Raw genomic sequence first — 19,577 nt, forward strand, 5'->3', positions numbered from 1 at the left:
ACCTAGAGCGCATGGCCCCAGGGCGCCTCTAGCCAGAAGCTTCGACCCCTTCCTTAACAACCAGCGCACACTTAGCACCGGCAAACTTGATTCAGCTCAAGCTGATTGCACACTGCGAGAGGCGCTGAACCTGCATCTGAATCATGGTTTTTTCTGCCTTGGCGATTGCATGCACAACCGTTGCCTGCATTTCTGCTGTTGTGATGTCTGGCCTGGTGATGCCTGAGCCTGCATTGGCTCACAGCAAAGGCCTCTACGCAACAGAAGCCGAAGCACGTGAACGCGCTAAACAGATCGGCTGCAAGGCTGTTCATGAAAACAACGGTCGCTGGATGCCCTGTGCAGATGAGCGTGAATTGCATCAACAACTGCGTCAGCAATGAAGCGCGTCCTTCATTCACAGCGTCAGGCACGACGCGTTCACCGCTGGCTTGTTCCCATTGCAGCGGCACCACTCCTGCTCACGGCAATCAGCGGGTCGCTATACAGCGTTTTGCTGGAGCAAGGAATTGATGCATTCTGGTTACTCAAGATTCACACCGGCAGATTCGGCTGGCTGAATCTGCAGTCGTTCTATCCAGCGCTGCTGGGAGTGCTCACCGTTGTGATCACAGCATCAGGACTCACACTTCTGATGAAGCCCCGAAGTTGAAGAGCCCTTGCGAACCGGCTGATCCACGGAGTGCAAACCTGACGCCATGACTGTTGGGACTGAATCTCCCGAGTTGCTAAGCCGTGAACGAACGAACAACAACTAACAATGAGTCGATTCGCTTACAGCTGCGCTGCGATCGGGTTGATTGCAGGCATCAGCGTTGCAGGCCTGCCAGCAGGAGCACAGACACCGACTTACTGCGAACCTGATGTTGGTTCACCGACGAATCTCAAGACCATCAAGCATGGGCTGCTCGAGGGCTATCTGGCTCCCAATGCCGTACCCGATTCGCTGAAGCTTCTGCCGGCGCATCCCATGAAGGGGTCCATGGCCTACGACCTGGATGTGGCCAATGCCGAATCAACCTTCCCGCTACAGGGAGGCCCACGCTGGGAAGTGGCAGCGATTGATGCCAATCTGCATTTCCCTGAGGCCGCAGCGATCTACTCCTGCGCTCTGGGCGTGCCGATCACCGAGGAAGGAACACCAAGGCTTTACAACCTGCTGCGACGCACACTGACCGACGCCGGTCTGGCGACCTACAAGGCCAAAAACAACTATCAACGCCCCAGGCCGTTCATGGTCAACGGCAAGCCAATCTGCACGCCCGACGAGGAAACCCTGCTGAGAGGCGATGGCTCCTACCCATCCGGCCACACCGCTGCAGGATGGGCATGGGCACTGGTTCTCAGTGAGCTCGCACCGGAACGTCGCGATGCAATCCTGGCCAGAGGCATTGAGTACGGGAAGAGCCGCTACATCTGCAACGTGCACTGGCTGAGTGATGTGCAAGCCAGCCAGATCATCGCCTCAAGCACCGTGGCTCAATTGCAGAACGATCCGGTCTTCCGCGCTGATCTGCGAGCCGCCAGAGCGGAAGTCCAGGCCATGCGCCGTCAAGGCACGTCCCCTAACGGTGACTGCGACCTGGAGCGAAGAGCCTTACAACCCTGAGGTTGTGGTCCATAGGGCCACTGTTCAATCCACTGATCAGGCCACTCGCTCATTGCTGGTGGCCTTTCGAACCAGCACTACTGATGGAGCGAGGCACGGCAAATCTTTGCAACATCCATTGGGAGACCACTGCTTCAGAGCGAAGCTGGAACCATGCACGAAGTCGAATACCTCGACGTCACCATGAACCTTCGTTCCCGGATCGGTGGTATACCCGAAAATCTCCACGTCAACCTGAATGGCCGCGACGTTCGCGTCACACTGGAACGTCGCGGTCCAGAGAACGGCGAGCTCTGGCTGCTGCTACCAGCTTTAAGCACCGTGTCGAGCCGGGGCGAGTGGCATGACTTTGCTGATGCGATGGGTGAACGATGTCAGCTGGTGAGCTTCGATTGGCCGGGATTTGGAGATAGTGAACGTCCAGCAATGGCTTACAACGCCAATGCTCTGCGTGAGGCTTTAAACGGCATTCTTCAACACCTTCAAGGTGCTGATCTGAACAAGATCAATGTTATGGCGGCGGGCCACAGTGCTCCGATCGCTCTCGGCCTCGCCGAGCAATGCTCTCGGAAATGGGCACAGATCGTGGTGGTTGCACCCACCTTCCGAGGTCCGCTTCCAACCATGACCGGACGAGCAGGGCAGAGCTTCAACTGGGTCAGACGGCTGGTGGAACTGCCACTGATCGGACCGCTTCTCTATCGACTAAACACCAGTCGAGCGATCCTGAAACTGATGCTGCGTCGCCATGTCTGGGTCAATCGCAACCTTCTAACGCCTCAACGCCTGCGTGAGCAGCAACAGATCAGTCGGCAGCCGGGAGCTCGTTTTGCGAGCGTGGCGTTTGTGAGCGGGGGTTTGGATGCGGCCTCCGACTCCCGCTGGTGGCTGGCACAGGTTCAGAACTTGCACTGCCCTCTGCATGTGGTGCTAGCCAACGAAGCACCACCTCGCTCGAAGCAGGAGATGTTGACGCTGGCAGACAAGGCCGATCGTGTCTCTGACATCGATGGACGCTTGGGGCTGCATGAGGAATTCGGCCAAGAACTGGCGCAGAGCGTCAGCGCCAACTGAACCAGTGGCAGGGTCCAGCAGACCCTTGGCATCAGCACTGCTCAGACAAAAGCTTTAAACTCGTGTCAATTCTGCATTGACGCAGCACTGGTTCACCCTCTTCCGTAATCGCTATGGCCTCCTTCACCTGGAATGAATCCACCCTCTCCGCAGATTGCGGAACCCTTGAAGACATGGCTGAACGATTCGAAAACACAGCTGCTCTGATGAGGCGTCTTGCTCAAACTGGATTCGCTGTCAAACAGCAAGAAGGTGCCAGAAAGATCATCCACGCCAACGACGAGATTTTTGAAAGTTTTGGATTTGTGATCGAGGAATAGGACGGGTCAGGTTGGTCAAGCCAAACAACCCATTCATTCCTGCCCTCCCAGTAGATCCTTTTTCAATGCGGCGATTCGCGCGAACACTTCTGCTCGTCGATGCTGCAGCAACAAATTCGATGTAATCAATCGCACGACAGCAACCAGGCCAATCAGCTCAGCGACGCCCTGGAACAAGCCACCGACAACCGGCAGATTATTCATTGAGCTCAAAAACGTGCTGACAAACGACAACAACAAGCCGAGAATCACAGAGCCGAAGACAATCAGAAAGATCGGGTAAATCTGCTTAAAGCCCTCAAGATTCAACTGTTTCAGCGAATCCAATCCAAGCGAAAGCTGTTGGAGGAGGTGAGAGACAGAGAGTTCATCTCCATGATCTTCTGACTCCAAGGATGATGGAGCTTCAACAGGATCCGATGGAGACTTTGCAATCTCAACATTTTGAACTTCTTCAGCCTCAATGGGGTCAAGCCCGAGATTCAGTTCGGCAGCATCAACAGGCTCTTTGAACGGCAAGTCGCCACTTTGACCAGGACTTTCAGCCACCTGCGCACCTCAGCAATCAAGCTGCCAATATGCGGGAGAAGGACATGCATAGAACAATAAATTCAGCAAACAAAAACTCTCACAACAAATCTCATCAAGACCCAGCAACAAAAACACAATACTCAACAATTAGCGCAACAAAGATCCATCTTGTTCTCGCAAACTGCCGTCCCAGTCCCATCAGGGAGCCATGCATGGCAACGATCAAGTCCAGATAGCCACAACAGCCATCACCGCGAAGCCACCAACTGAGTCGATGCACGTCGTCATGACTCCACTAACGGCGCACTATGAAAGTTCCAGCTGTCACCGTCCTCCAGCCACAGCTCCCAGGTCATCGCCGTTCCATCACGAAGACGCAACCGTCCTCCAAAACCAGCAGGAGAGGGTTGGTAGAGATCGGATAACTCGATGACTGCTTCGCCATCGCGCGTCAAAAGCAGTTCAACAGGTCGACAGATCCGTTGGGACAGGTCCTGACGCAGCTCATCGACAGTCATCAATCAGGAACGCTGAAATCAAGCACCAGGTCACCGAGATCCTCACGGCTGATGGTGAAAGCAAAGCCGTCAACCTTGCCGCGCCAGACCCCTATCGCAGCATCAGCAGCCGTACCCTCCAGCTGCTCAACCTTGTGATCAAAGAGAACGGAGAAACAGTGAGCCGCCACACGAGCAGCCTGATCCTCATCCATCTCATCGAGCTCATGCGCCTGAACCGTGCATCCTTCAAGCAGTTCAGCATCAATCACATTGCCGCCGCCAACGTCGGCGACAAGAGCCTGCAATCCGGCAAGTTCGCTGTTGTTTGTCATGTCGTCATTGTCCACGAAGGACGGCATCAATGCTGAAGTGCTACAGGGTTATAGCCATCAGATGACGTGACAATCAGTCGACAAAGAGCCAGTAGCTCACCTGTCAGCGGAAACCCTTGAGCCAGAACGTTGAGCGAATCGATTTGTTTCTGCAGCTCAACTCACGAAACCAAGTACAGCAGCAAAGACAAAGACATCTCAATGATGACCACCGACCAACAACAATTCGATTATCAAATCATCAGATCAGACCCTTAAACAGAGATGAATCACTGACACGAGATTTAAAACAACAACAGTTCCACAAGCGACAAAACATGAACTCATTGTGAGCACACCACAAAGAACTGACCAGTCAAGGATTGTGCTGTCAACTTGAACAAACCATTCGAAGGGACTTCATGCCCACTATTTCCTGTCGGTATCGCGGTGAGCTGCGCTGTGAAGCCACACACCATGGCTCTGGTGCCGTATTGATCACCGATGCTCCAATCGACAACGTCGGCAAAGGCGAAGAGTTCTCCCCTACCGACCTTCTGGCCACATCCGTCGCAACCTGCATGCTCACCATAATGGGAATTACTGCCAAGAGCAGAAACTGGTCGATCGAGGGGAGCACTGCAGATGTGGAGAAACAAATGACCCAATCAGGTCCCCGCAAGGTAGAAAAGCTGCGAGTGCACCTGAAACTGCCCCAGCAGCTCAGCAACGAACAGCGCTCACTGCTGCAACGCGTGGCCGAGCAATGTCCTGTGAAACGCAGCCTTGATCCATCGCTTCACCTGGAGATGATCTGGAGTTAATTACAGCGCCAGACCCTGTGCCAAGACCGCCGGCAGGGCAGTATCAACGCTGAGAGTGCGTTCACCGAGATGGACCCGCTCTGCCACGACCGAGGTCGCAAGCTCGACCTCGAAAGGGACAAAACCTCCCTCTGGACCGATCATCACCAAAGCAGGTCTTGCAGGTGTTTGCGACAGGGCAGTCGCTGCTCCCTTGTCGGTGATCCAACAAGGCCGACCGTTGCAAAGCTGAAGAAGCTCATCCTCCACAAAAGGACGGAAGCGTTGATGACAGTGCACCACTGGAGCGATCGTGTCCTGTGAGCGTTCCATCCCCGCAATCAAAGCTTCATTGAGCTTGACCTGCGACAGCAGAGGTGACTGCCAGTAACTCTTGTCGACCCTGGCACTATTGATCAGATGCAGGTTTGACACACCAAATTCCGCGACGGTGCGCAAAATCCGCCGCAGCATTTTTGGACGAGGAAGTGCCAGAACGATGTCGAAGCGATGCCTTGGCGGCGGTGATTGCGTCAACTGCACAGACAACGTCACACCAGCGTCGTCGATGACATCAACACGAGCGTTCCCCTGAGCACCGCCATACAACCCAACCCGAAGCGTGTCGCCGACCACCGCTTGCAAAACAGCACGGATGTGTTGGGTGCGGCGACCGTTCGCCAAGAAACAGCTGGATCCAGACCAGATGTCGTCGGCATAAAGCAGGATCAGATTCATGCTGCTGATCGTTGCTGAACGGCTTTGACATTCGCATGCCTGGCCATGACTTGCATGCAGTGCTGCAGGTTTAGGCCAAAACATCCAAGCGGTGAACCGAACATCTCAGCTCGGCAATCACACCCTTCATTGCGTTGATGTTCTGGTTTCAATCATGGACAGTATCAGTATGCAAAATACGCAAAACAACAACCGAACCAACACGATCAACGACTCAGAATCACTGCTGCAATTGCTCAGTGAACGCCTTCTCCTCTGGGATCAGCAGGATGCGGCTCAGGCCGCCGGTGAATGGCATCAGGCACTCGCACTCGAACAATCCATTCGGTCCATCTCGCCTCGCATCCGACAGAGCATGGGTCTGCTCATGACCTCAAGAGAAGGGGGCTCTGAAGTTTGAGGCTGAGTGATGTTGTCGCCAACCATGGCTTTGCTCCCTGCAACCTGGCCACGATTGAGAATGCACGTCTTTACCAACGCCAGCACAACGACGGGGTTATTGAACTGCTCTGCGTTCAGAAAATCGGCGCCGAGATGCGGGTGGATCGTCAGCCGCTGATTCCCCTGGTGATCGAAGGACAACTCACCATGCCCATCTTTCTGCCTTTAGGGAACGCCGTCTCCAATCAGTACATACCCACGGACAGGCTTGAGGACTATTTGAACACCACTCTCTGAGCGATTAACGGCAATACGCCGCGATGCCTGTCGTGGGGCGACAAATCGCCCTCAGTGAAGTTCCTTTTTCCAAGCCCTCACGCAGTGCGGAAACAACGCGTTTAGCAATCCTGTCCAAGGTCTGCTTGCGTTGGCGTGGGTCGCGAAGTCCCCGCTCCAGAGCGCCCTCAAGCATGCCGATTTCCAACATCGAGACACCCCTGCGAGGTGCTCCCAACATGCCCCGGTAGTCATAGGGATAGGCCCCGAATTCTTTCGCCAGAGCTTCATCCATCACGGAAAAACCGAACGCGACGGCGGGGATGATTCCTGCGCCGATGCCATGGGGTGAGTAAGCGTCGTAATGGATTTCCACCACGTATCCCCCCTCTGAAGCATGCTGTTGCCCCACGGACCAGTTGGTGCGGGGATCCTGCACATTGCGTATGGTGCGCACACCGGGGTCATAGAAGCTGATGTTCAGACCTTGCTTTTTGCCCTCGGCAACGACTGCCCTGGCGGTGCGCAGATTCCAGTAGAGCTCGTCCGTCATTCCCGATTGCATCGGAGCGGCTCCAGCAACACCGACTGCCCAGCCTGGCGTTCCAGAGCCGTAAATCCGTTGAGAATCAGCGTGACCTGCCAGAACCAGAATCGAGCTTCCCTGCTTGGGCATGCGGTCACCAACCCAGTTTTTGCCGCGACCAGGCGTCAACGGAAGCGGCGGAAGCTGCAGCCTTGACCGCTCAGGTCGGGCCGGCTTCATGCTGTCGAGCAGCTCCATCAATCCCGCCCCTGACACGGGAGGGGCAAGAAGAAGGGCGCCCCCGAGGAGCCAGGCGATGCGACGCATGGGATTCAACATGGTTGACCATGGTGCCTGGCTTGGCTCAATCCGTCACCCCCCCAATCCCTCTGCAGGCCAGAACGAGAAGTTGGAGCCATCCAACCAAGCATTCCTCAAGGAGACCATTGCTATCTCAAGGGCAGAATGCAACCGCATAACAATGGCTGATCTGACTGCGCTGTTCATGGCCTTGATCTGGCCAGGTGCCCTTGTCATCTCAGTCCTGGCCATCAGCCGGACCTTGATCGTTGTGGGGCGGAGCGGGATCCGCGTCGAAATCATCACCCGTCAGCCGATTCTGATCAGCACAGGAAACGCACCGCTTCGCGCAGAAGTGGGCAAGGTCAGGATCTGATTCAGTGGATTCGAATTGCTCTCAACCCAGCTCGCGCTGCACCGAAATCTCCAAGAGGGCGTATCAAACAACACCAATCACAGGCACGCTTGCACTGTTATAACAACAGTAAATAAAGGTGCATTTCTAAAATCCTGCACCAGCATTTGATATGGCGCAGGCAGAAAAAGATCTGACGACACTGGTCACATCAGTCATCACACTGAAGAAATCAAGTCAACACAGGATCATCACGAACGACAGCGAAAAACGAAGCTTCCAGCTGAAGATAATCGATGGCTTTATTCGCCTTTACTGCATGAATGACATTGGAAATAATACGACCGAATCGACATTGGCATTAATTCATGCTGGCACCGAAAGTTCAATTTGTTGGAATAACCACCGAAGACTGATGATTGAAGCCCTTGAAGAATCCAAAGTTGAATTTAACCAAAAAGATCAACCAGTGAGCACCAACGTTTATTTGGAAAACTGGATTCTCGACCTCTACGAAATCAAGCAGCCCGCAGACAGCTTGGAACGATTGATCAAACTGTTCTTACTACTTGCCAAATCAAAAGGCAATCAAGGTGCCAATCCTGAACAGACGCTGATTTCGGGCCTATCCCACCGACGCATCGGGGAAATCATCAGCAGCACCAGACCGACGATCAGTAGGCATCTTGGCTGGATGCAACGCCAGAAGCTGATCGACGTGGATGCAGTGACGAAAACGATGCGACTCAATCTGGTTCAACTCCAAGCCAAACAAGACGAACTCTTCGCTCAACCTCGCCCGCACTTGCACTGACCACCCTTCCACTTCGAGCACTTGGACTTCTTACAACCTTTCTTTTTCTGAGGCTGATGAACCGGCACGATTCAAGCTGCTGAGAATGCATCTCATTATACAGCGCTGATCAATCACGACGTCAACGACCATCGAAAGACTCGACAACCCTTTTACATTTGATACACAGGCGGCTCGTTGCGATGCTTTCAGACCCCTCCAAGCACGTTCAAATCCCAGTTAGCCGTGCCGGTCGGGCCATGGCGGAGCCAATCGATCTGTTTTTGCTAGAGGGCTTTCAGGCGCACTTCAACATGGAGCGCCAGGCCCATGCGACCTATTTTGGCGCTGCCATTTGGATGGGAGAACGGGAATTACGCGGCTTCTCCCAACACTTCAACGATGAGGCAAAAGGAGAACAAGAGCACGCAGCCAAAATTGCTGAGTACCTGATTGCCAGGGCACAAACACCCGAACTGCATGCCCTTGAAGCTCCGGATCAATCCTGGGAGTCGGTCCTCGACGTGATGAGCACCGCATTCCTGACGGAACGGGACGTGACAACGTCGCTCCAACAACTGCTGATGGCAGCAGAACGAGTTTGCGACACACGCAGCACCGTGTTCCTTGAACCAATGGTGGAGGGACAGATCAAAGCTGAACATGAAGCAGCCCATCTGCTCGGTCGGACCAAGTTCGCTGATGGTCAGGCTGCCGCCGTGCTGGTCATCGACAACGAACTGAGGGAAGGTGTCGCGCTCCCTGCCCAACTTCAGTAGTCAGTTCGCCAAAGAGCGTGTTTTGACAATCGCCCGCCGGGCAACTTCACTGGCGAAATTCAATGCCAGCGGATCAACGACAGACTCGCGATCCATCCCTGCAATCAGCATTTGCAGTTGCTCGAGGCGTAAGGCAATCAGGCACTGCTCAGAGCGCAATCGCTTGAGCAGTGTCTGATTCAGGCAAAAATCACACTGTTGAGTGATCTGGAGGCTCCGCCTTGAGCAGCGCTCTGCATCACGACAGAGCGCTGCCATGAGATTGCAGCCCTGGCGGTGAATCACAGCCATTCAGAGATGGGTCAGAGGTGCGGTGCTGATCATGTCGATCGAGAAGTTCATGGTGAATTCACCACCCGAACAATTCATCTGATCCACATTTCTCCACTTGGAGACCTGACGGGTCGTGGTGACGCGCGTGGCTCCAATCAGCTCTCCGAGGCGGTCATGAGTCAAACGGAAAGGCAACTGGAAACAATCGCTGCAGCGCTTGCCAAGACGATTGACCAACAGAGCGAAGAGAGCATGAAGTCTCTGCTCAGCCTGTCCGAGGTGACGGATGCGCAGAAGCTGCAATGTCCACTCGTTTACGGCGTCCATGCCGACTTCATCGTCGGAGGAAACGCTGCGGGCGAGACGAAGATCAGTGAGAGCTTCGACGCAGATGCCTTCGCTGCAAAGACGATCAGTCCTCAGGCGATCACCTGCTTGAAGGAAAGCAAGAGTCATGCCCTCTGTTTCTTCACAGGGGCAATAGACACGGCAGAAGCCTTCATGGACCTCAAGAATGCTGCCTTGGCCAGCAGAAGCCGGGTCGATCAACACGGTCTGGTGGCGAGGCATCGTCATCAATGCCACGGGAGCATCGGGGAGAAACCGGTAAGCCGAGAGAGTCATGGACGGATAACGTCCTGCTATTGAGAATCGATCTCGACTCTAGAAGCAAAACTTGCCTTCATGCAAGCGATTCTCAGAAGCAGTAGGGGGTTCCTTTGAGCCATTTGCTACCTGGAGGACCAACAAGACGTGGCCTGCGAGTTACAGATGGCACCAGCGCAACCGACCAGATCCCACTGTGCAGCTGCAAAGACCGCAATCAGGGCGACCGTCGGAAGGCTATGAGCAACGCGCATTAGATCCGAGCCAGAAGCCGTCGATCAGCCGTAGCACCTCGTTACATACGACCTTCACACGTCTGCAAATCACCATCAGCAGCATTTTCATCAGATCCCTCAGCAACGACGTCAGCTCAGTCGCTGCTCCAAGTCGGGACACAGCATCCCGTAAAGCTCTCCAGGCCAGTCCTAGAGCCCTGCACTTGCCAGCAATGAAGCTGCCAACGAAGCATTTATGCAAGGCATGCTCAGAAGCTGCCTAACTGCAATCAGAATGACGATCAACAACTCACAACAGCAACACAAAAGAGCGCTCAATCAACAAAATCAATTTCACACATTTGATACCGGAACAGTGCTGCGGTGAATTTCGCTACGTACAGGTGTTGAGCTTGAATCCATACCGATTCATTCGCACAAGTAGAAAACTTGAACTGAATCCAGCGCAATGGATCTGCCTGAACATTGTCATCTCAGATGCCGCAGAGACCAGGCAGCTGCATTACAGAACTGGTGCATGGGTCAACTCTCAAAGCTCACACTCCAGGGTCGAGAAAATGATGCCCGAGCTTTAACGCAAGAACACCTGGAAACCCTGATCAAGATAGATATCAGCAGAATCATGTGGATGCAAATCAAGAAAGTCAGCTAAAATTGCACCAAAAAAACTAAAAAGCAAACAAGCCAAAAACCATATACTATTTAATTTATCTGATTAACGACTCGACAAGATTTGAATCAGAATATTGCTCCAAAAAATAGAACAGCCCTGTTCAAATGATGTCTAAACAGGGCTTTGATGCAGCGCCACAAACCGGAGAAGGTTGTCTACACAAGGATGGATAGACAACCTTGCATCGATCAGAACGAGAAGGTCACACCAGTGCCTATGTGGTGGTTCCAGCCCTTGCCACCCTCTGAGCCCCAATCTTCAGAGCTATAGATCGGTTCCCAGTGCGCGAAGAGCGCAATGGTGTCTGTAATCGGGTATTCCATCTCCAGCTCTCCGCCCCAGTCGGTGCGCGATGAAAGGCCTGAATAGCTGCCGGGCGAGTAGAAACGTGGACCACCCGAAAGTGTGATGTTCAGCAGGTCAACATTGAAACCGAAACCAGGCCAGAGGTCAGTGTAGTTACCGATGTAGGTGCCATTGGCTTCCCAACCCGTGCGATTTTCAACTGAAATAAAAACTCCGTCGATGACATCTTCCAGGCCATCACCCAGAGCAAAGTTCACATCGCCATCTCCGAATGCATAAGTGACATTGACGCCAATCTCATTCTTGAGACCTTCACCCATTTCCTCGCCTTTACCTGTCACGTAATAAGGCATCCAAGCAACCTGCAATGCCAACCTGTCATTGGGTTGATAGCGGGCAGCTAAGTAGCCACGAATATCTGTTCGCTTAAACGGTGCACCCGATGCATGAGCGTGCCCATGATCGTCATGAGCGTGATCGTCATGACCATGCTCATCTTCATGCTCATCTTCATGGTCATGATCATCGTCATGATCATCGTCATGATCATCGTGAGCAGTTGTAGTGGCGGCGTGATCGTCATGGCCGTCTCCATGAGCATGAACAATTCCGTAGAAGTGTTCAGCCTCTCCATAAACAGCCGAAGGTCCAATGGATCCTTCAATGGCAAAAACACCATTGTTGGGAAGTCCCCATTCGAACACGTAACCAAACTGGCCATCAATCGCGTAGTGCTCAGGCTTGCCATCGAGATTGGTCTCAAACCCTCCATGACCCTCAATTGTGATCACAGGGGTGACCTTGAATTCACCCTCAGGAACTTGTTCACCACCACCATGTCCGCCATGGGCATGGACCCCGCGGATTGAAGCATCACCGGCCAGCAATAAGGCAAGCCCCGCTGCGGCACTCAGAAACGAAAGACGAGAAAAGATCATTGGATCAAAAAATCAGAAAAGTGTGCAAATAAATCAGCGAATTGAGGCCCAACGCTGCTGAAGCTGAGCTGCACCGTTTTCATCACAACGTCCGCCCTGGGCAACAACGAAGGTGCAGATGTTGCCTGTTGCTGTTTGGACAAGACTTTTCCCTGGAGCCTGGCCATCTGCAAACAAAGGCTTGCTGGCGAGGGGAACGCCACTTGCCTTGCTGATCCGACGCATCGTCTTGGACGGGGGCAATGCCTCTGGGAAGATCACCTTGGTACCTGACTTCTTGATCGCCTTGCTGATGGCACTCAGGCTGGAAGGGCGCATGCGGCCGCCGGTGGCGTATTCATCAATAACAGGGAGTTCGCGAATGCCGAACCGACGTGCCAAGAAGGAATAGGCGCGGTGTCCTGTAATCAGAACGCGCTGTTCAGCAGGCACGGTCTGAATCTGCTGGCCCGTCCAGGTTCCGAGCGAACCCAGCACTGAATCCATGGCAGCCCTGCGTTGATCGATCGCTGCGTCCTGAGTTCCGTTGAACACAGGCTTGAGCTTGACCGCAACCGCATTGGTCATGGACGCCGCGATCGCAGGGTCATGCCAGAGATGCGGATCGTTCAAAGGATTACTGGGAACAGCTATTTCACCAACGGACACAACCGGGCCGCCGGCTTTGACACCCTTCAGCGCGGGAGTGAGGTTGTAACCGTTCAGCAGCACAAGCTTGGCCTTGCTGAGATTGCTGCGATCAGCAGGCCTGAGGGCCATGGTGTGCGGGTCTGACCCCGGCGGGATTAAGCAAATCACGCGGGCCTGATCAGCCACCAGCTTCTTGGTGATGTCGCAAAGAACGCCGTCAACTGCAACAACCGTTGGGGCTGAGGACGCAGCAGCTAGCAGGGTTCCTGCTGCTGCCGTGACGAAAGGGAAAGGCAAGATGCGACAAAATATCTTCGGAAATGATAATCATTCTCATTCGTCATGCAAGTCAGGCTGAATGGGCTGGTCGCAACTTGGGCAGGCAGAGCAAAACCATGCAAACAACGCCGATCAACGGGCCCGGTGGAAGATTGAGCGGAACAGCTAACAAGAAGCCCACGGCACTGAGGCCCAGGCCCACCAGCGCCGACTGAAGCATTGCGGCACGCAAGCTGCTCACCCTCCAGAGACCAGGGAGCACCGGTGCGCACAACAGGCCAATCACCAGAATCACCCCCACAGCAGCCATGGCGCTCACGATCACCATGGAGGTGACCAGTGCCTGAACCAGTTGCAAACCGCGGACCGGCAATCCGGAAGCCTGGGCACCCTCTGGATCAACACCCAGAAACACAAGCTGTCGGTAGCGGGTCAGGAGCAACAGGGCCATCGCGGCAGCAGCTACAAGAACTCTGTACAGATCTGACCAGTCAACGATCAGCAAATCGCCGAACAGAAGCGCTTCCAAATCAAGGCGAATGTTGAGCACAGGAATCAAGAGCACACCGAGACCGAGAAAACCGGCCAGCACCGTGTTGATCACAGCTTCCTGTCCAGCCGGTTGCCCTCGCTGCATGCGCTCAGCCGCCAGTGACCCAAGCAGACCACTGAGCACCCCGCCAATGGCAGGGTCCACACCAAAGGCCACTGCGATGGCAACGCCTGGCAAAACAGCATGGGAAATCAGATTCGCTTGCAAAACGCGCCGTTGCGTCACCAGCAACGTGCCGGTGATGGGACAGAGCACCCCAATCAGCAATGCCATCAACAAAGGAACCAACCAGAGATCGAGTTCACTCATGGAACAACTCCTGCACAGCAAGATTGCTGCCGAGCATGCTGCGCACCTGCTGCGGAGCGCCATCAGCCACGACACGTCCATCCAGCACAATCACTCGGTCATACAAATCAAGAGCTGAGCCCCAGTCATGGTTGCTGACCAACAAGGTCTGCCCCGCATCAGCCAGTTGACGCATCAGGGCAATCAACTGCCCCCGGGAAGGCGGATCAATCGCAGCGCAAGGTTCATCCAACAACAGAACTCGCGACGGCTGCACCAGGGTGCGTGCCAACAACGCCCGTTGCTGCTGTCCTCCCGACAACGCATCCAAGCGACGCGTCGCCAGCGATTCCAGACCAACACGCTGCAATGCCGCTTCCCGGTCGCAACATCCAAATGAACTGTTCCCCATCGCTCCAAGAGCGACAAACTCACGCACGGTGATGGGGAAAGACCAGTCGATCCGACCACGCTGTGGCATCAGCACCACCCGATCACGGCAGCTCTGAATCGGCATTCCATCGCAAGCGACCATTCCCGCAGAGGGAATCAGCCGGCCCTGCAGCAAATGCAGCAAGGTGGATTTACCAGCTCCGTTGGCGCCGACTAGAGCCGTCAGCGTTCCGGCTTCCAGTGTCAGCGACACATCATCAAGAACAACTCGGTTGCCATAGGCGACGGATAGACCTTGCGCAACGAGGGGTGGCACCCTCATGGGCAGTGAGAACGATTCTCAGCCAACTTATCGAGATGGCTTTGAAAAGTCAGTCAATGCTCCTCCGGCCGGCAGCCAACGCGCCAGTACCGCCGGTTGCTCCAGCACCTCAAGGTTGAGTGTGCTGCCGGAGATCAAAGCAATCCGTCCGTTGTCGGCCGCAGGCTTCTGAAGCACAGTCAGCAATTGATCACTCACCGGGTCGTAGTCGAGTTCCGACCCTGAGCTCAAACGCCATGGCCCCAGGGAGCGTCGACGGATCTCTTGCCCTTCGCTATCGAGCTGCAGGAGCACGTCCTCGGTGCGCAGGCCGGCTTCCCGCAACACCAGCCAGAGGCGCTCGCCACCGTTATCGCAGGCCGCCGCCATCACCCCCGCCTCACCCAGCCAAACCTGTTGTGGAGGCCGGGCCGGAATCACCAGCTCCAGGGATCGGCGGTAGTCAGGCCAGTGACGCACTAACAAAGCGCGCCCGGAGCCGGAGCAGAAGGCTTTAACCTCCCGACTTCCAGGCAGTGACTGCCTTGATCCTCCATCCAGGGAAGGATTGAAGGGCAGCAACTCCAAACCGTCGTAAGACGGCAACACCAGTCCGTTGCCATCAGGGAGTAGACGCAGAGGACCACTGGCCTTCAAATCCAGGAGCCGGCGTGATTTGCCTCTGGATTGAATCCAGACGCGATCACTATCTGGCTCAAACCCCCCGAGCTGAACCAGCAATTCACCCAGTTGATTGCTACTCAGATGAGCAAACAGCAGCGATCCCGAGTCTCCGGACTCCAGCTCCTCAAGGCTGCCCAGCACTGGATCACCAAGACCTTGCTCATGGATGCTCAGAGCCTGTTGATCCAGTTGACGCAGCAGCACCCGCTGCCGTGCCTCACTGTCGTCGCTGACCAGTGCAACACCAGAGCCATTGCCCAGAGGTTCAATCTGCAGAATGCGTTGCTGCACCGGTGCAAGCGACTGCCATCGTCCGTCTCGCAGGCGCAGCTTCAAGCGTTCTCCCTCTCCGCTGGGCACCACCGCAAGCAGGTGGGGCCTGGGATTCCACCAGACCATTTGCTTCTTGAGGGGCAACTGCCGCAGATCCTGACCAATCAGTTCCAGACGCAGAGGCCCCGTAATCGGTTGGCCGGAGTCCACCAGAAGCCGCAGACGATCCTGTCGACCAAACCAGCTGTGAGGAAGATCCGGAGCCAATGAACTGGCTGCGACGGTGTCGCGATCCATCGGTCTGCTGAAGATCACATCCAGCGCAGCGGCTCCGGAACGCAAGGGCTGAATGGCCACGGATTGAAGCCAAGGTGGTCGTCGCAGCAGGATCTGTTGCTGCACAACAGCCAGTCCGGCCAGAGCCGCAAGGCTTCCAAGCAACAGCCGCGGCCTTGCCGATGAGGCCTGCGTGGTCATGGCTCGAGCGGGCGCTCAGGCCTTGGTATCAGTGTCATCTGAGTCGGCTTCACCACACTGACCGGAACCCCATTCCGCTCCTGCACAATCATCGTCCCCTCGATCGAAAACCATTGGTCCGCCTGAGGATTCGCCTCAGCTGGCCAGTCCACGGGCAGGCCGGCTGGCGTTGCATCCGCGAGGCAGCAACGCACTGTCAAGCGAGCCAACTGCAAGGGTTCACCAGGTCGATCCAGAACAAAACCACTGATCCGCACCGGATCTCCTGCATGCAACTCCGGGTCGGGTTGACTGCGAAGCAGCCGCACCCACTCCGTCAGTGTGCGCTGCTCCGGAGGAAGGAAAAAACTCAGACTCGGTGCCGCCGGAAGACTGTCCGGACGGCTCGCGGCAAGGTCACTGAACGATGGTCGGGGAGGCAGAAGCAAGATCAACAACGCCACTACTGCGGACAACAGCCAGCCGAGTGGAGCAACAGGCAGTCGACGTCGACCAGCCAGCCGCAGCTGGATCAGTCCAACCAGCATCAGCACCACACCGGCAACGGCGACCACAGGATGAAAGGCCGCATTCAGCAGCAGATCCAACCGGGAAGACAGGCTGCTCCACACCAGCACCCAACCCCAGAGGGTGAGCACCAGAGGGGGGAGAACAGCTGCCCGACGCAGGTGACGCAAGGATCTCATCGCAGCAGACACCACATCAGAGCTGAATCAGATTCACCCACTGGCCAATCAGCAAAACCATCAGTGATGCAGACAGCGCTGTGATTGCAATGGCTCGTGGCGTGAGCAGAACGGTAAACAATCCGGCCAGTTTGAGATCAACGACCGGTCCAAGCAACAGGAAAGCCAGTAATGCTCCTGGCGTGACCTGGGCGGCAAAACCCAGTGCCAGAAAAGCGTCCACACTCGAACACACCGAGACCACCAACGCCAGCAGCATCAACGCAAGCACCGACAGCGTTGGCGCACTACCAAGTGCCAGCAGCCAACTGCGCGGCAGCCAGGTTTGCACCACGGCGGCCAGAGCACTGCCGAGCACCAACAACGTGAGCAGGCCGAGGAATTCCCGGGTGCTGTGGGAGAGAAGTTCACGCGGTAAAAGGGCCGTTGATTGGGCTGGCATTGCAGGCTTGGCCGGACCTGCTCCGACCAGTCCTGTGCGGCGCTCGAGCAACCCGATGCTCGACAGGGGCTGACTGAGCCTGCGCTCTTCCAGCAGTGCAGCCTGAAGCAGACGGGATTCAGGAATCAGCCCCAGCAGAGCGCTCAAAGCCAGTGCAATCACAAAGGCCCCAGCAGGCCTGGCCCAAAGCAACCAGGTTTGATCTGGAAATGCCGCCCAGGTGCTGGCCAGAACAATGGGGTTGAGAACCGGCGCTGCGAAAAGGAAGCCGAATCCCGTACCGAGAGGAGCGCCGCTGGCTAGGAGGCGACGAGCCACCGGCACATTGCCGCATTCACAGGCCGGGAGCGCAAACCCGAGCAAGGCTCCAACGATTGGTGCGAGCAGGGGATTTCGTGGCAGACGACGAACCCAGGCCGACTGGGGAACCAGCCAGCGAGCGAGGCCGGCGATGGTGACTCCCAACATCAAAAAGGGAAGTGCCTCGATCAGCAGGCCTTGAAAAATGGCCCAACCGGTTGCGACACGCGTCATTCAGCCCTGAGCACTTCAGCTCCAACCGTTTGTTGTTTGCTGCTCAACGTAGGAAGCAACGTCAGCGATGTCGACATCACTCTGCTTGGCAGGTGAACCAGAAGCAGAGAACAGACATCCGCATCCATCACCACTAACGTCCGAAGAAAGACGTCGTCTTGGAATTCATAGTGCGACGCTCGCTGCAATGGGTACTGAGTTTGCTGATTGCAGCCGCCGTGCTCTGGTCTCCCGGACAGGCCATGGCCTGCATTCCAGGTTTGCAGTGGGGTATGGACAGCTCCAGCGTTGAACAGCGCCTGGAGGTGTCTCTGGAAACAGCCCGTTCCCTGGACGCAGATTCGTCAGCGATTTATCGCGTCAGTAACCAGCACATCGGTGAAATACCTGTTGAACAGCTGGATCTGCGCTTTGGCAATCAAGGGCTGGAACAACTGGTGTACAGCTTGCCCAGCAATTCAATGACAGAAGTGCTGGCAGGGCTCAGAACCCGATATGGGTCTCCTGTGAGCACAACAATCAAACACACAGATCAGGCCCCGCAACAGGTCTGGATCTGGAATACAGAAGACGACTGCATCACGGCGGTGAGAGCCGAAGATCAGAAATTTCTGCTCAGCTACCGACCAAGCCGGCTCAGGCCATCACTGCTTTGACGGCCTGAATCAGCACGACTGATCGGAAGGCAAGACCGGTCAGTGAGCGCCGTGGCCATGAGATGAACAAGGCATCCACTGGTTGCCCATCTTGTGGGCTCCTGTGCAATTGAAGCCTGGGGCAGCGGCTTCTGCCGCAGCTTGGGTGCTGAACATGGCTTTTTTGCCCTGTGCAGTGGTCTTGGTCGTGGACTGACCAGACAGCAGGGTGCCGGTGTGGTCGTCGCCAGGGACATGGTGGGCCCGGGCCGATTGTGCTCCCACGAGCGTGAGTGCGGCCAGTGCGGCCAGGGAACCCTGAACGACGGATCGGTTGGAGAGGAGCATCAGGCTGGACAACGCAGATGTGTTTGTCCCATTCTCCAACATCAGCCCAGACATTGGCACCCCCTTTACGAACTAGCGGGCATCAAATGGTGCTGAGGAGTGATGCAGCACGATGCGAACCGAGCCATCGATTTCACGCAGGAAGGTCCACGTCTTCTCAGGCTCTGCGGACTGCCCGCTGGAGTCGGTGAGGATCACCTGACCCATGGTGTTAGCGGTGTTACCAAACAGCTGCACCACGTCGTCTTTGATGACGCATTTGACCCAATGGCGGTAGGTGGCGAAACCCAGCTTTTTATCGCGGAAGAGGGGGATTGAAGGGTCGGGTCCCACGAAGTAAGCCAACGCGCCATCCCTCGTGCTGCGGAAGGTTCCTGCGCCAGTGCCATAGGTGGGCTTAAAGGCCACAGGCCCGTAGTTGAAGGCATAAGCCGCATCAATCACAGCCGCAGCCTTGGCTCGTGCTGCGTCGTAACCACTGTTCTGATAGGCGGCACTGATGGCCAGCAGACCATCGCACCAACCTTGTTGGATTTGATCGACTTCAGCCTCAGTGATTGCAGTATTGAACACCTGAACCACAGGCTTGGCCTGAACCTGCGCACAAACAAGGGATGAGACCGCAACAGCGGCAGCGGCAACTGATGAACGTCGCAACAAAGTCATGGAAAGCGTCGTCACTAAGCGCTACTTAGCTAAAGCGCGTTGCTGCGTAAACGATCGGGG

Annotated in this window: 28 protein-coding genes; 12 read left to right on the plus strand and 16 right to left on the minus strand. The window is 55.6% G+C overall.

What is annotated here, in order from left to right:
* Nucleotides 1-203 precede the first annotated feature (203 nt).
* The 5 genes from DXY37_RS10770 (at nucleotide 204) to DXY37_RS10790 (ending at nucleotide 3,003) form a co-directional block, all read left to right on the plus strand.
* Nucleotides 204-383: a DUF3721 domain-containing protein gene (locus DXY37_RS10770; protein WP_371638170.1), complete on the plus strand. Its 180-nt coding sequence runs from the start codon at nucleotides 204-206 to the stop codon at nucleotides 381-383.
* A complete protein-coding gene (locus DXY37_RS10775) occupies nucleotides 380-652 on the plus strand; it encodes a hypothetical protein (RefSeq protein ID WP_115126691.1) in 273 nt (90 codons plus the stop codon). Before DXY37_RS10770 ends, DXY37_RS10775 begins: the two co-directional genes overlap by 4 nt.
* A gap of 108 nt (nucleotides 653-760) precedes the next feature.
* Complete coding sequence (locus tag DXY37_RS10780) at nucleotides 761-1,609, plus strand: phosphatase PAP2 family protein (RefSeq protein ID WP_115126692.1); 849 nt, start codon at nucleotides 761-763, stop codon at nucleotides 1,607-1,609.
* 153 nt (nucleotides 1,610-1,762) lie between these two features.
* On the plus strand, nucleotides 1,763-2,683 hold the full coding sequence (locus DXY37_RS10785; RefSeq protein ID WP_115126693.1) for an alpha/beta fold hydrolase: 921 nt from the start codon (nucleotides 1,763-1,765) through the stop codon (nucleotides 2,681-2,683).
* A 113-nt stretch (nucleotides 2,684-2,796) separates the two neighbouring features.
* Complete coding sequence (locus DXY37_RS10790; protein WP_115126694.1) at nucleotides 2,797-3,003, plus strand: hypothetical protein; 207 nt, start codon at nucleotides 2,797-2,799, stop codon at nucleotides 3,001-3,003.
* A gap of 33 nt (nucleotides 3,004-3,036) precedes the next feature.
* Here DXY37_RS10790 and DXY37_RS10795 read toward each other — a convergent pair whose 3' ends face one another.
* The 3 genes from DXY37_RS10795 to DXY37_RS10805 form a co-directional block, all read right to left on the minus strand.
* Nucleotides 3,037-3,552 (minus strand): CAAD domain-containing protein, encoded by a 516-nt coding sequence (locus DXY37_RS10795; RefSeq protein ID WP_115126695.1) that lies wholly within the window; start codon nucleotides 3,550-3,552, stop codon nucleotides 3,037-3,039.
* A 266-nt stretch (nucleotides 3,553-3,818) separates the two neighbouring features.
* The gene (locus tag DXY37_RS10800; RefSeq protein WP_115126696.1) at nucleotides 3,819-4,052 is read right to left on the minus strand and encodes a hypothetical protein; all 234 of its coding nucleotides are present in this window, start codon (nucleotides 4,050-4,052) and stop codon (nucleotides 3,819-3,821) included.
* Nucleotides 4,052-4,393 carry a hypothetical protein gene (locus DXY37_RS10805; RefSeq protein WP_244277094.1) on the minus strand — a complete coding sequence of 114 codons (342 nt, stop codon included), beginning with the start codon at nucleotides 4,391-4,393 and terminating at the stop codon, nucleotides 4,052-4,054. The genes DXY37_RS10800 and DXY37_RS10805 overlap by 1 nt, the downstream gene beginning before the upstream one ends.
* Nucleotides 4,394-4,767: 374 nt before the next feature.
* Here DXY37_RS10805 and DXY37_RS10810 point away from each other — a divergent pair, with 374 nt between their 5' ends.
* Nucleotides 4,768-5,169: an OsmC family protein gene (locus DXY37_RS10810; protein ID WP_115126697.1), complete on the plus strand. Its 402-nt coding sequence runs from the start codon at nucleotides 4,768-4,770 to the stop codon at nucleotides 5,167-5,169.
* Here DXY37_RS10810 and DXY37_RS10815 read toward each other — a convergent pair whose 3' ends face one another.
* Entirely contained in the window at nucleotides 5,170-5,886 is a 717-nt protein-coding gene (locus DXY37_RS10815; RefSeq protein WP_115126843.1) for a 16S rRNA (uracil(1498)-N(3))-methyltransferase, read from the minus strand.
* Between the two features lie 169 nt (nucleotides 5,887-6,055).
* On the opposite strand from DXY37_RS10815, the gene DXY37_RS10820 reads away from it, so the two are divergent.
* Both DXY37_RS10820 and DXY37_RS10825 read left to right on the plus strand, forming a co-directional pair.
* Nucleotides 6,056-6,286, plus strand: a complete 231-nt coding sequence (locus DXY37_RS10820; RefSeq protein ID WP_170951864.1) for a hypothetical protein — start codon at nucleotides 6,056-6,058, stop codon at nucleotides 6,284-6,286.
* Nucleotides 6,283-6,564 carry a hypothetical protein gene (locus tag DXY37_RS10825; RefSeq protein WP_115126699.1) on the plus strand — a complete coding sequence of 94 codons (282 nt, stop codon included), beginning with the start codon at nucleotides 6,283-6,285 and terminating at the stop codon, nucleotides 6,562-6,564. Before DXY37_RS10820 ends, DXY37_RS10825 begins: the two co-directional genes overlap by 4 nt.
* A gap of 4 nt (nucleotides 6,565-6,568) precedes the next feature.
* Here DXY37_RS10825 and DXY37_RS10830 read toward each other — a convergent pair whose 3' ends face one another.
* Nucleotides 6,569-7,396: a dehydrogenase gene (locus tag DXY37_RS10830; RefSeq protein ID WP_115126700.1), complete on the minus strand. Its 828-nt coding sequence runs from the start codon at nucleotides 7,394-7,396 to the stop codon at nucleotides 6,569-6,571.
* On the opposite strand from DXY37_RS10830, the gene DXY37_RS13615 reads away from it, so the two are divergent.
* From DXY37_RS13615 to DXY37_RS10845, 3 genes are all read left to right on the plus strand, one after another.
* Nucleotides 7,386-7,745, plus strand: a complete 360-nt coding sequence (locus DXY37_RS13615; RefSeq protein WP_244277095.1) for a hypothetical protein — start codon at nucleotides 7,386-7,388, stop codon at nucleotides 7,743-7,745. The two genes, DXY37_RS10830 and DXY37_RS13615, sit on opposite strands and share 11 nt — an antisense overlap.
* Nucleotides 7,746-7,896: 151 nt before the next feature.
* On the plus strand, nucleotides 7,897-8,538 hold the full coding sequence (locus DXY37_RS10840; RefSeq protein WP_115126701.1) for a helix-turn-helix domain-containing protein: 642 nt from the start codon (nucleotides 7,897-7,899) through the stop codon (nucleotides 8,536-8,538).
* A gap of 239 nt (nucleotides 8,539-8,777) precedes the next feature.
* Nucleotides 8,778-9,296, plus strand: a complete 519-nt coding sequence (locus DXY37_RS10845; RefSeq protein WP_115126702.1) for a ferritin — start codon at nucleotides 8,778-8,780, stop codon at nucleotides 9,294-9,296.
* Here the strand turns inward: DXY37_RS10845 and DXY37_RS10850 are convergent, their stop codons facing one another.
* The 9 genes from DXY37_RS10850 to DXY37_RS10900 form a co-directional block, all read right to left on the minus strand.
* Entirely contained in the window at nucleotides 9,297-9,587 is a 291-nt protein-coding gene (locus tag DXY37_RS10850; RefSeq protein WP_115126703.1) for a hypothetical protein, read from the minus strand. It lies immediately after the preceding gene.
* The gene (locus DXY37_RS10855; protein WP_114992061.1) at nucleotides 9,588-10,193 is read right to left on the minus strand and encodes a Crp/Fnr family transcriptional regulator; all 606 of its coding nucleotides are present in this window, start codon (nucleotides 10,191-10,193) and stop codon (nucleotides 9,588-9,590) included.
* A gap of 1,079 nt (nucleotides 10,194-11,272) precedes the next feature.
* Entirely contained in the window at nucleotides 11,273-12,328 is a 1,056-nt protein-coding gene (locus DXY37_RS10870) for a hypothetical protein (RefSeq protein WP_115126706.1), read from the minus strand.
* Nucleotides 12,329-12,361: 33 nt separating this feature from the next.
* The gene (locus DXY37_RS10875) at nucleotides 12,362-13,255 is read right to left on the minus strand and encodes a metal ABC transporter substrate-binding protein (RefSeq protein WP_115126707.1); all 894 of its coding nucleotides are present in this window, start codon (nucleotides 13,253-13,255) and stop codon (nucleotides 12,362-12,364) included.
* Nucleotides 13,256-13,307: 52 nt separating this feature from the next.
* Nucleotides 13,308-14,099 carry a metal ABC transporter permease gene (locus DXY37_RS10880; RefSeq protein ID WP_115126708.1) on the minus strand — a complete coding sequence of 264 codons (792 nt, stop codon included), beginning with the start codon at nucleotides 14,097-14,099 and terminating at the stop codon, nucleotides 13,308-13,310.
* Complete coding sequence (locus tag DXY37_RS10885; RefSeq protein ID WP_115126709.1) at nucleotides 14,092-14,793, minus strand: metal ABC transporter ATP-binding protein; 702 nt, start codon at nucleotides 14,791-14,793, stop codon at nucleotides 14,092-14,094. The genes DXY37_RS10880 and DXY37_RS10885 overlap by 8 nt, the downstream gene beginning before the upstream one ends.
* A 27-nt stretch (nucleotides 14,794-14,820) precedes the next feature.
* Nucleotides 14,821-16,206 carry a hypothetical protein gene (locus DXY37_RS10890; RefSeq protein ID WP_115126710.1) on the minus strand — a complete coding sequence of 462 codons (1,386 nt, stop codon included), beginning with the start codon at nucleotides 16,204-16,206 and terminating at the stop codon, nucleotides 14,821-14,823.
* Nucleotides 16,203-16,892, minus strand: coding sequence for a TIGR03943 family protein (locus DXY37_RS10895; RefSeq protein WP_115126845.1), 690 nt, complete (start codon nucleotides 16,890-16,892; stop codon nucleotides 16,203-16,205). The genes DXY37_RS10890 and DXY37_RS10895 overlap by 4 nt, the downstream gene beginning before the upstream one ends.
* 16 nt (nucleotides 16,893-16,908) lie before the next feature.
* On the minus strand, nucleotides 16,909-17,868 hold the full coding sequence (locus DXY37_RS10900) for a permease (protein WP_115126711.1): 960 nt from the start codon (nucleotides 17,866-17,868) through the stop codon (nucleotides 16,909-16,911).
* Between the two features lie 170 nt (nucleotides 17,869-18,038).
* Here DXY37_RS10900 and DXY37_RS10905 point away from each other — a divergent pair, with 170 nt between their 5' ends.
* A complete protein-coding gene (locus DXY37_RS10905; protein ID WP_136975595.1) occupies nucleotides 18,039-18,524 on the plus strand; it encodes a hypothetical protein in 486 nt (161 codons plus the stop codon).
* A 39-nt stretch (nucleotides 18,525-18,563) separates the two neighbouring features.
* Here DXY37_RS10905 and DXY37_RS10910 read toward each other — a convergent pair whose 3' ends face one another.
* Both DXY37_RS10910 and DXY37_RS10915 read right to left on the minus strand, forming a co-directional pair.
* Entirely contained in the window at nucleotides 18,564-18,851 is a 288-nt protein-coding gene (locus DXY37_RS10910; protein ID WP_115126846.1) for a DUF3721 domain-containing protein, read from the minus strand.
* Nucleotides 18,852-18,923: 72 nt separating this feature from the next.
* Nucleotides 18,924-19,517 carry a hypothetical protein gene (locus tag DXY37_RS10915; RefSeq protein ID WP_371638131.1) on the minus strand — a complete coding sequence of 198 codons (594 nt, stop codon included), beginning with the start codon at nucleotides 19,515-19,517 and terminating at the stop codon, nucleotides 18,924-18,926.
* Between the last annotated feature and the right edge of the window lie 60 nt (nucleotides 19,518-19,577).

The sequence above is a fragment of the Synechococcus sp. GEYO genome (assembly GCF_900473955.1).
GTDB lineage: Bacteria > Cyanobacteriota > Cyanobacteriia > PCC-6307 > Cyanobiaceae > Synechococcus_C.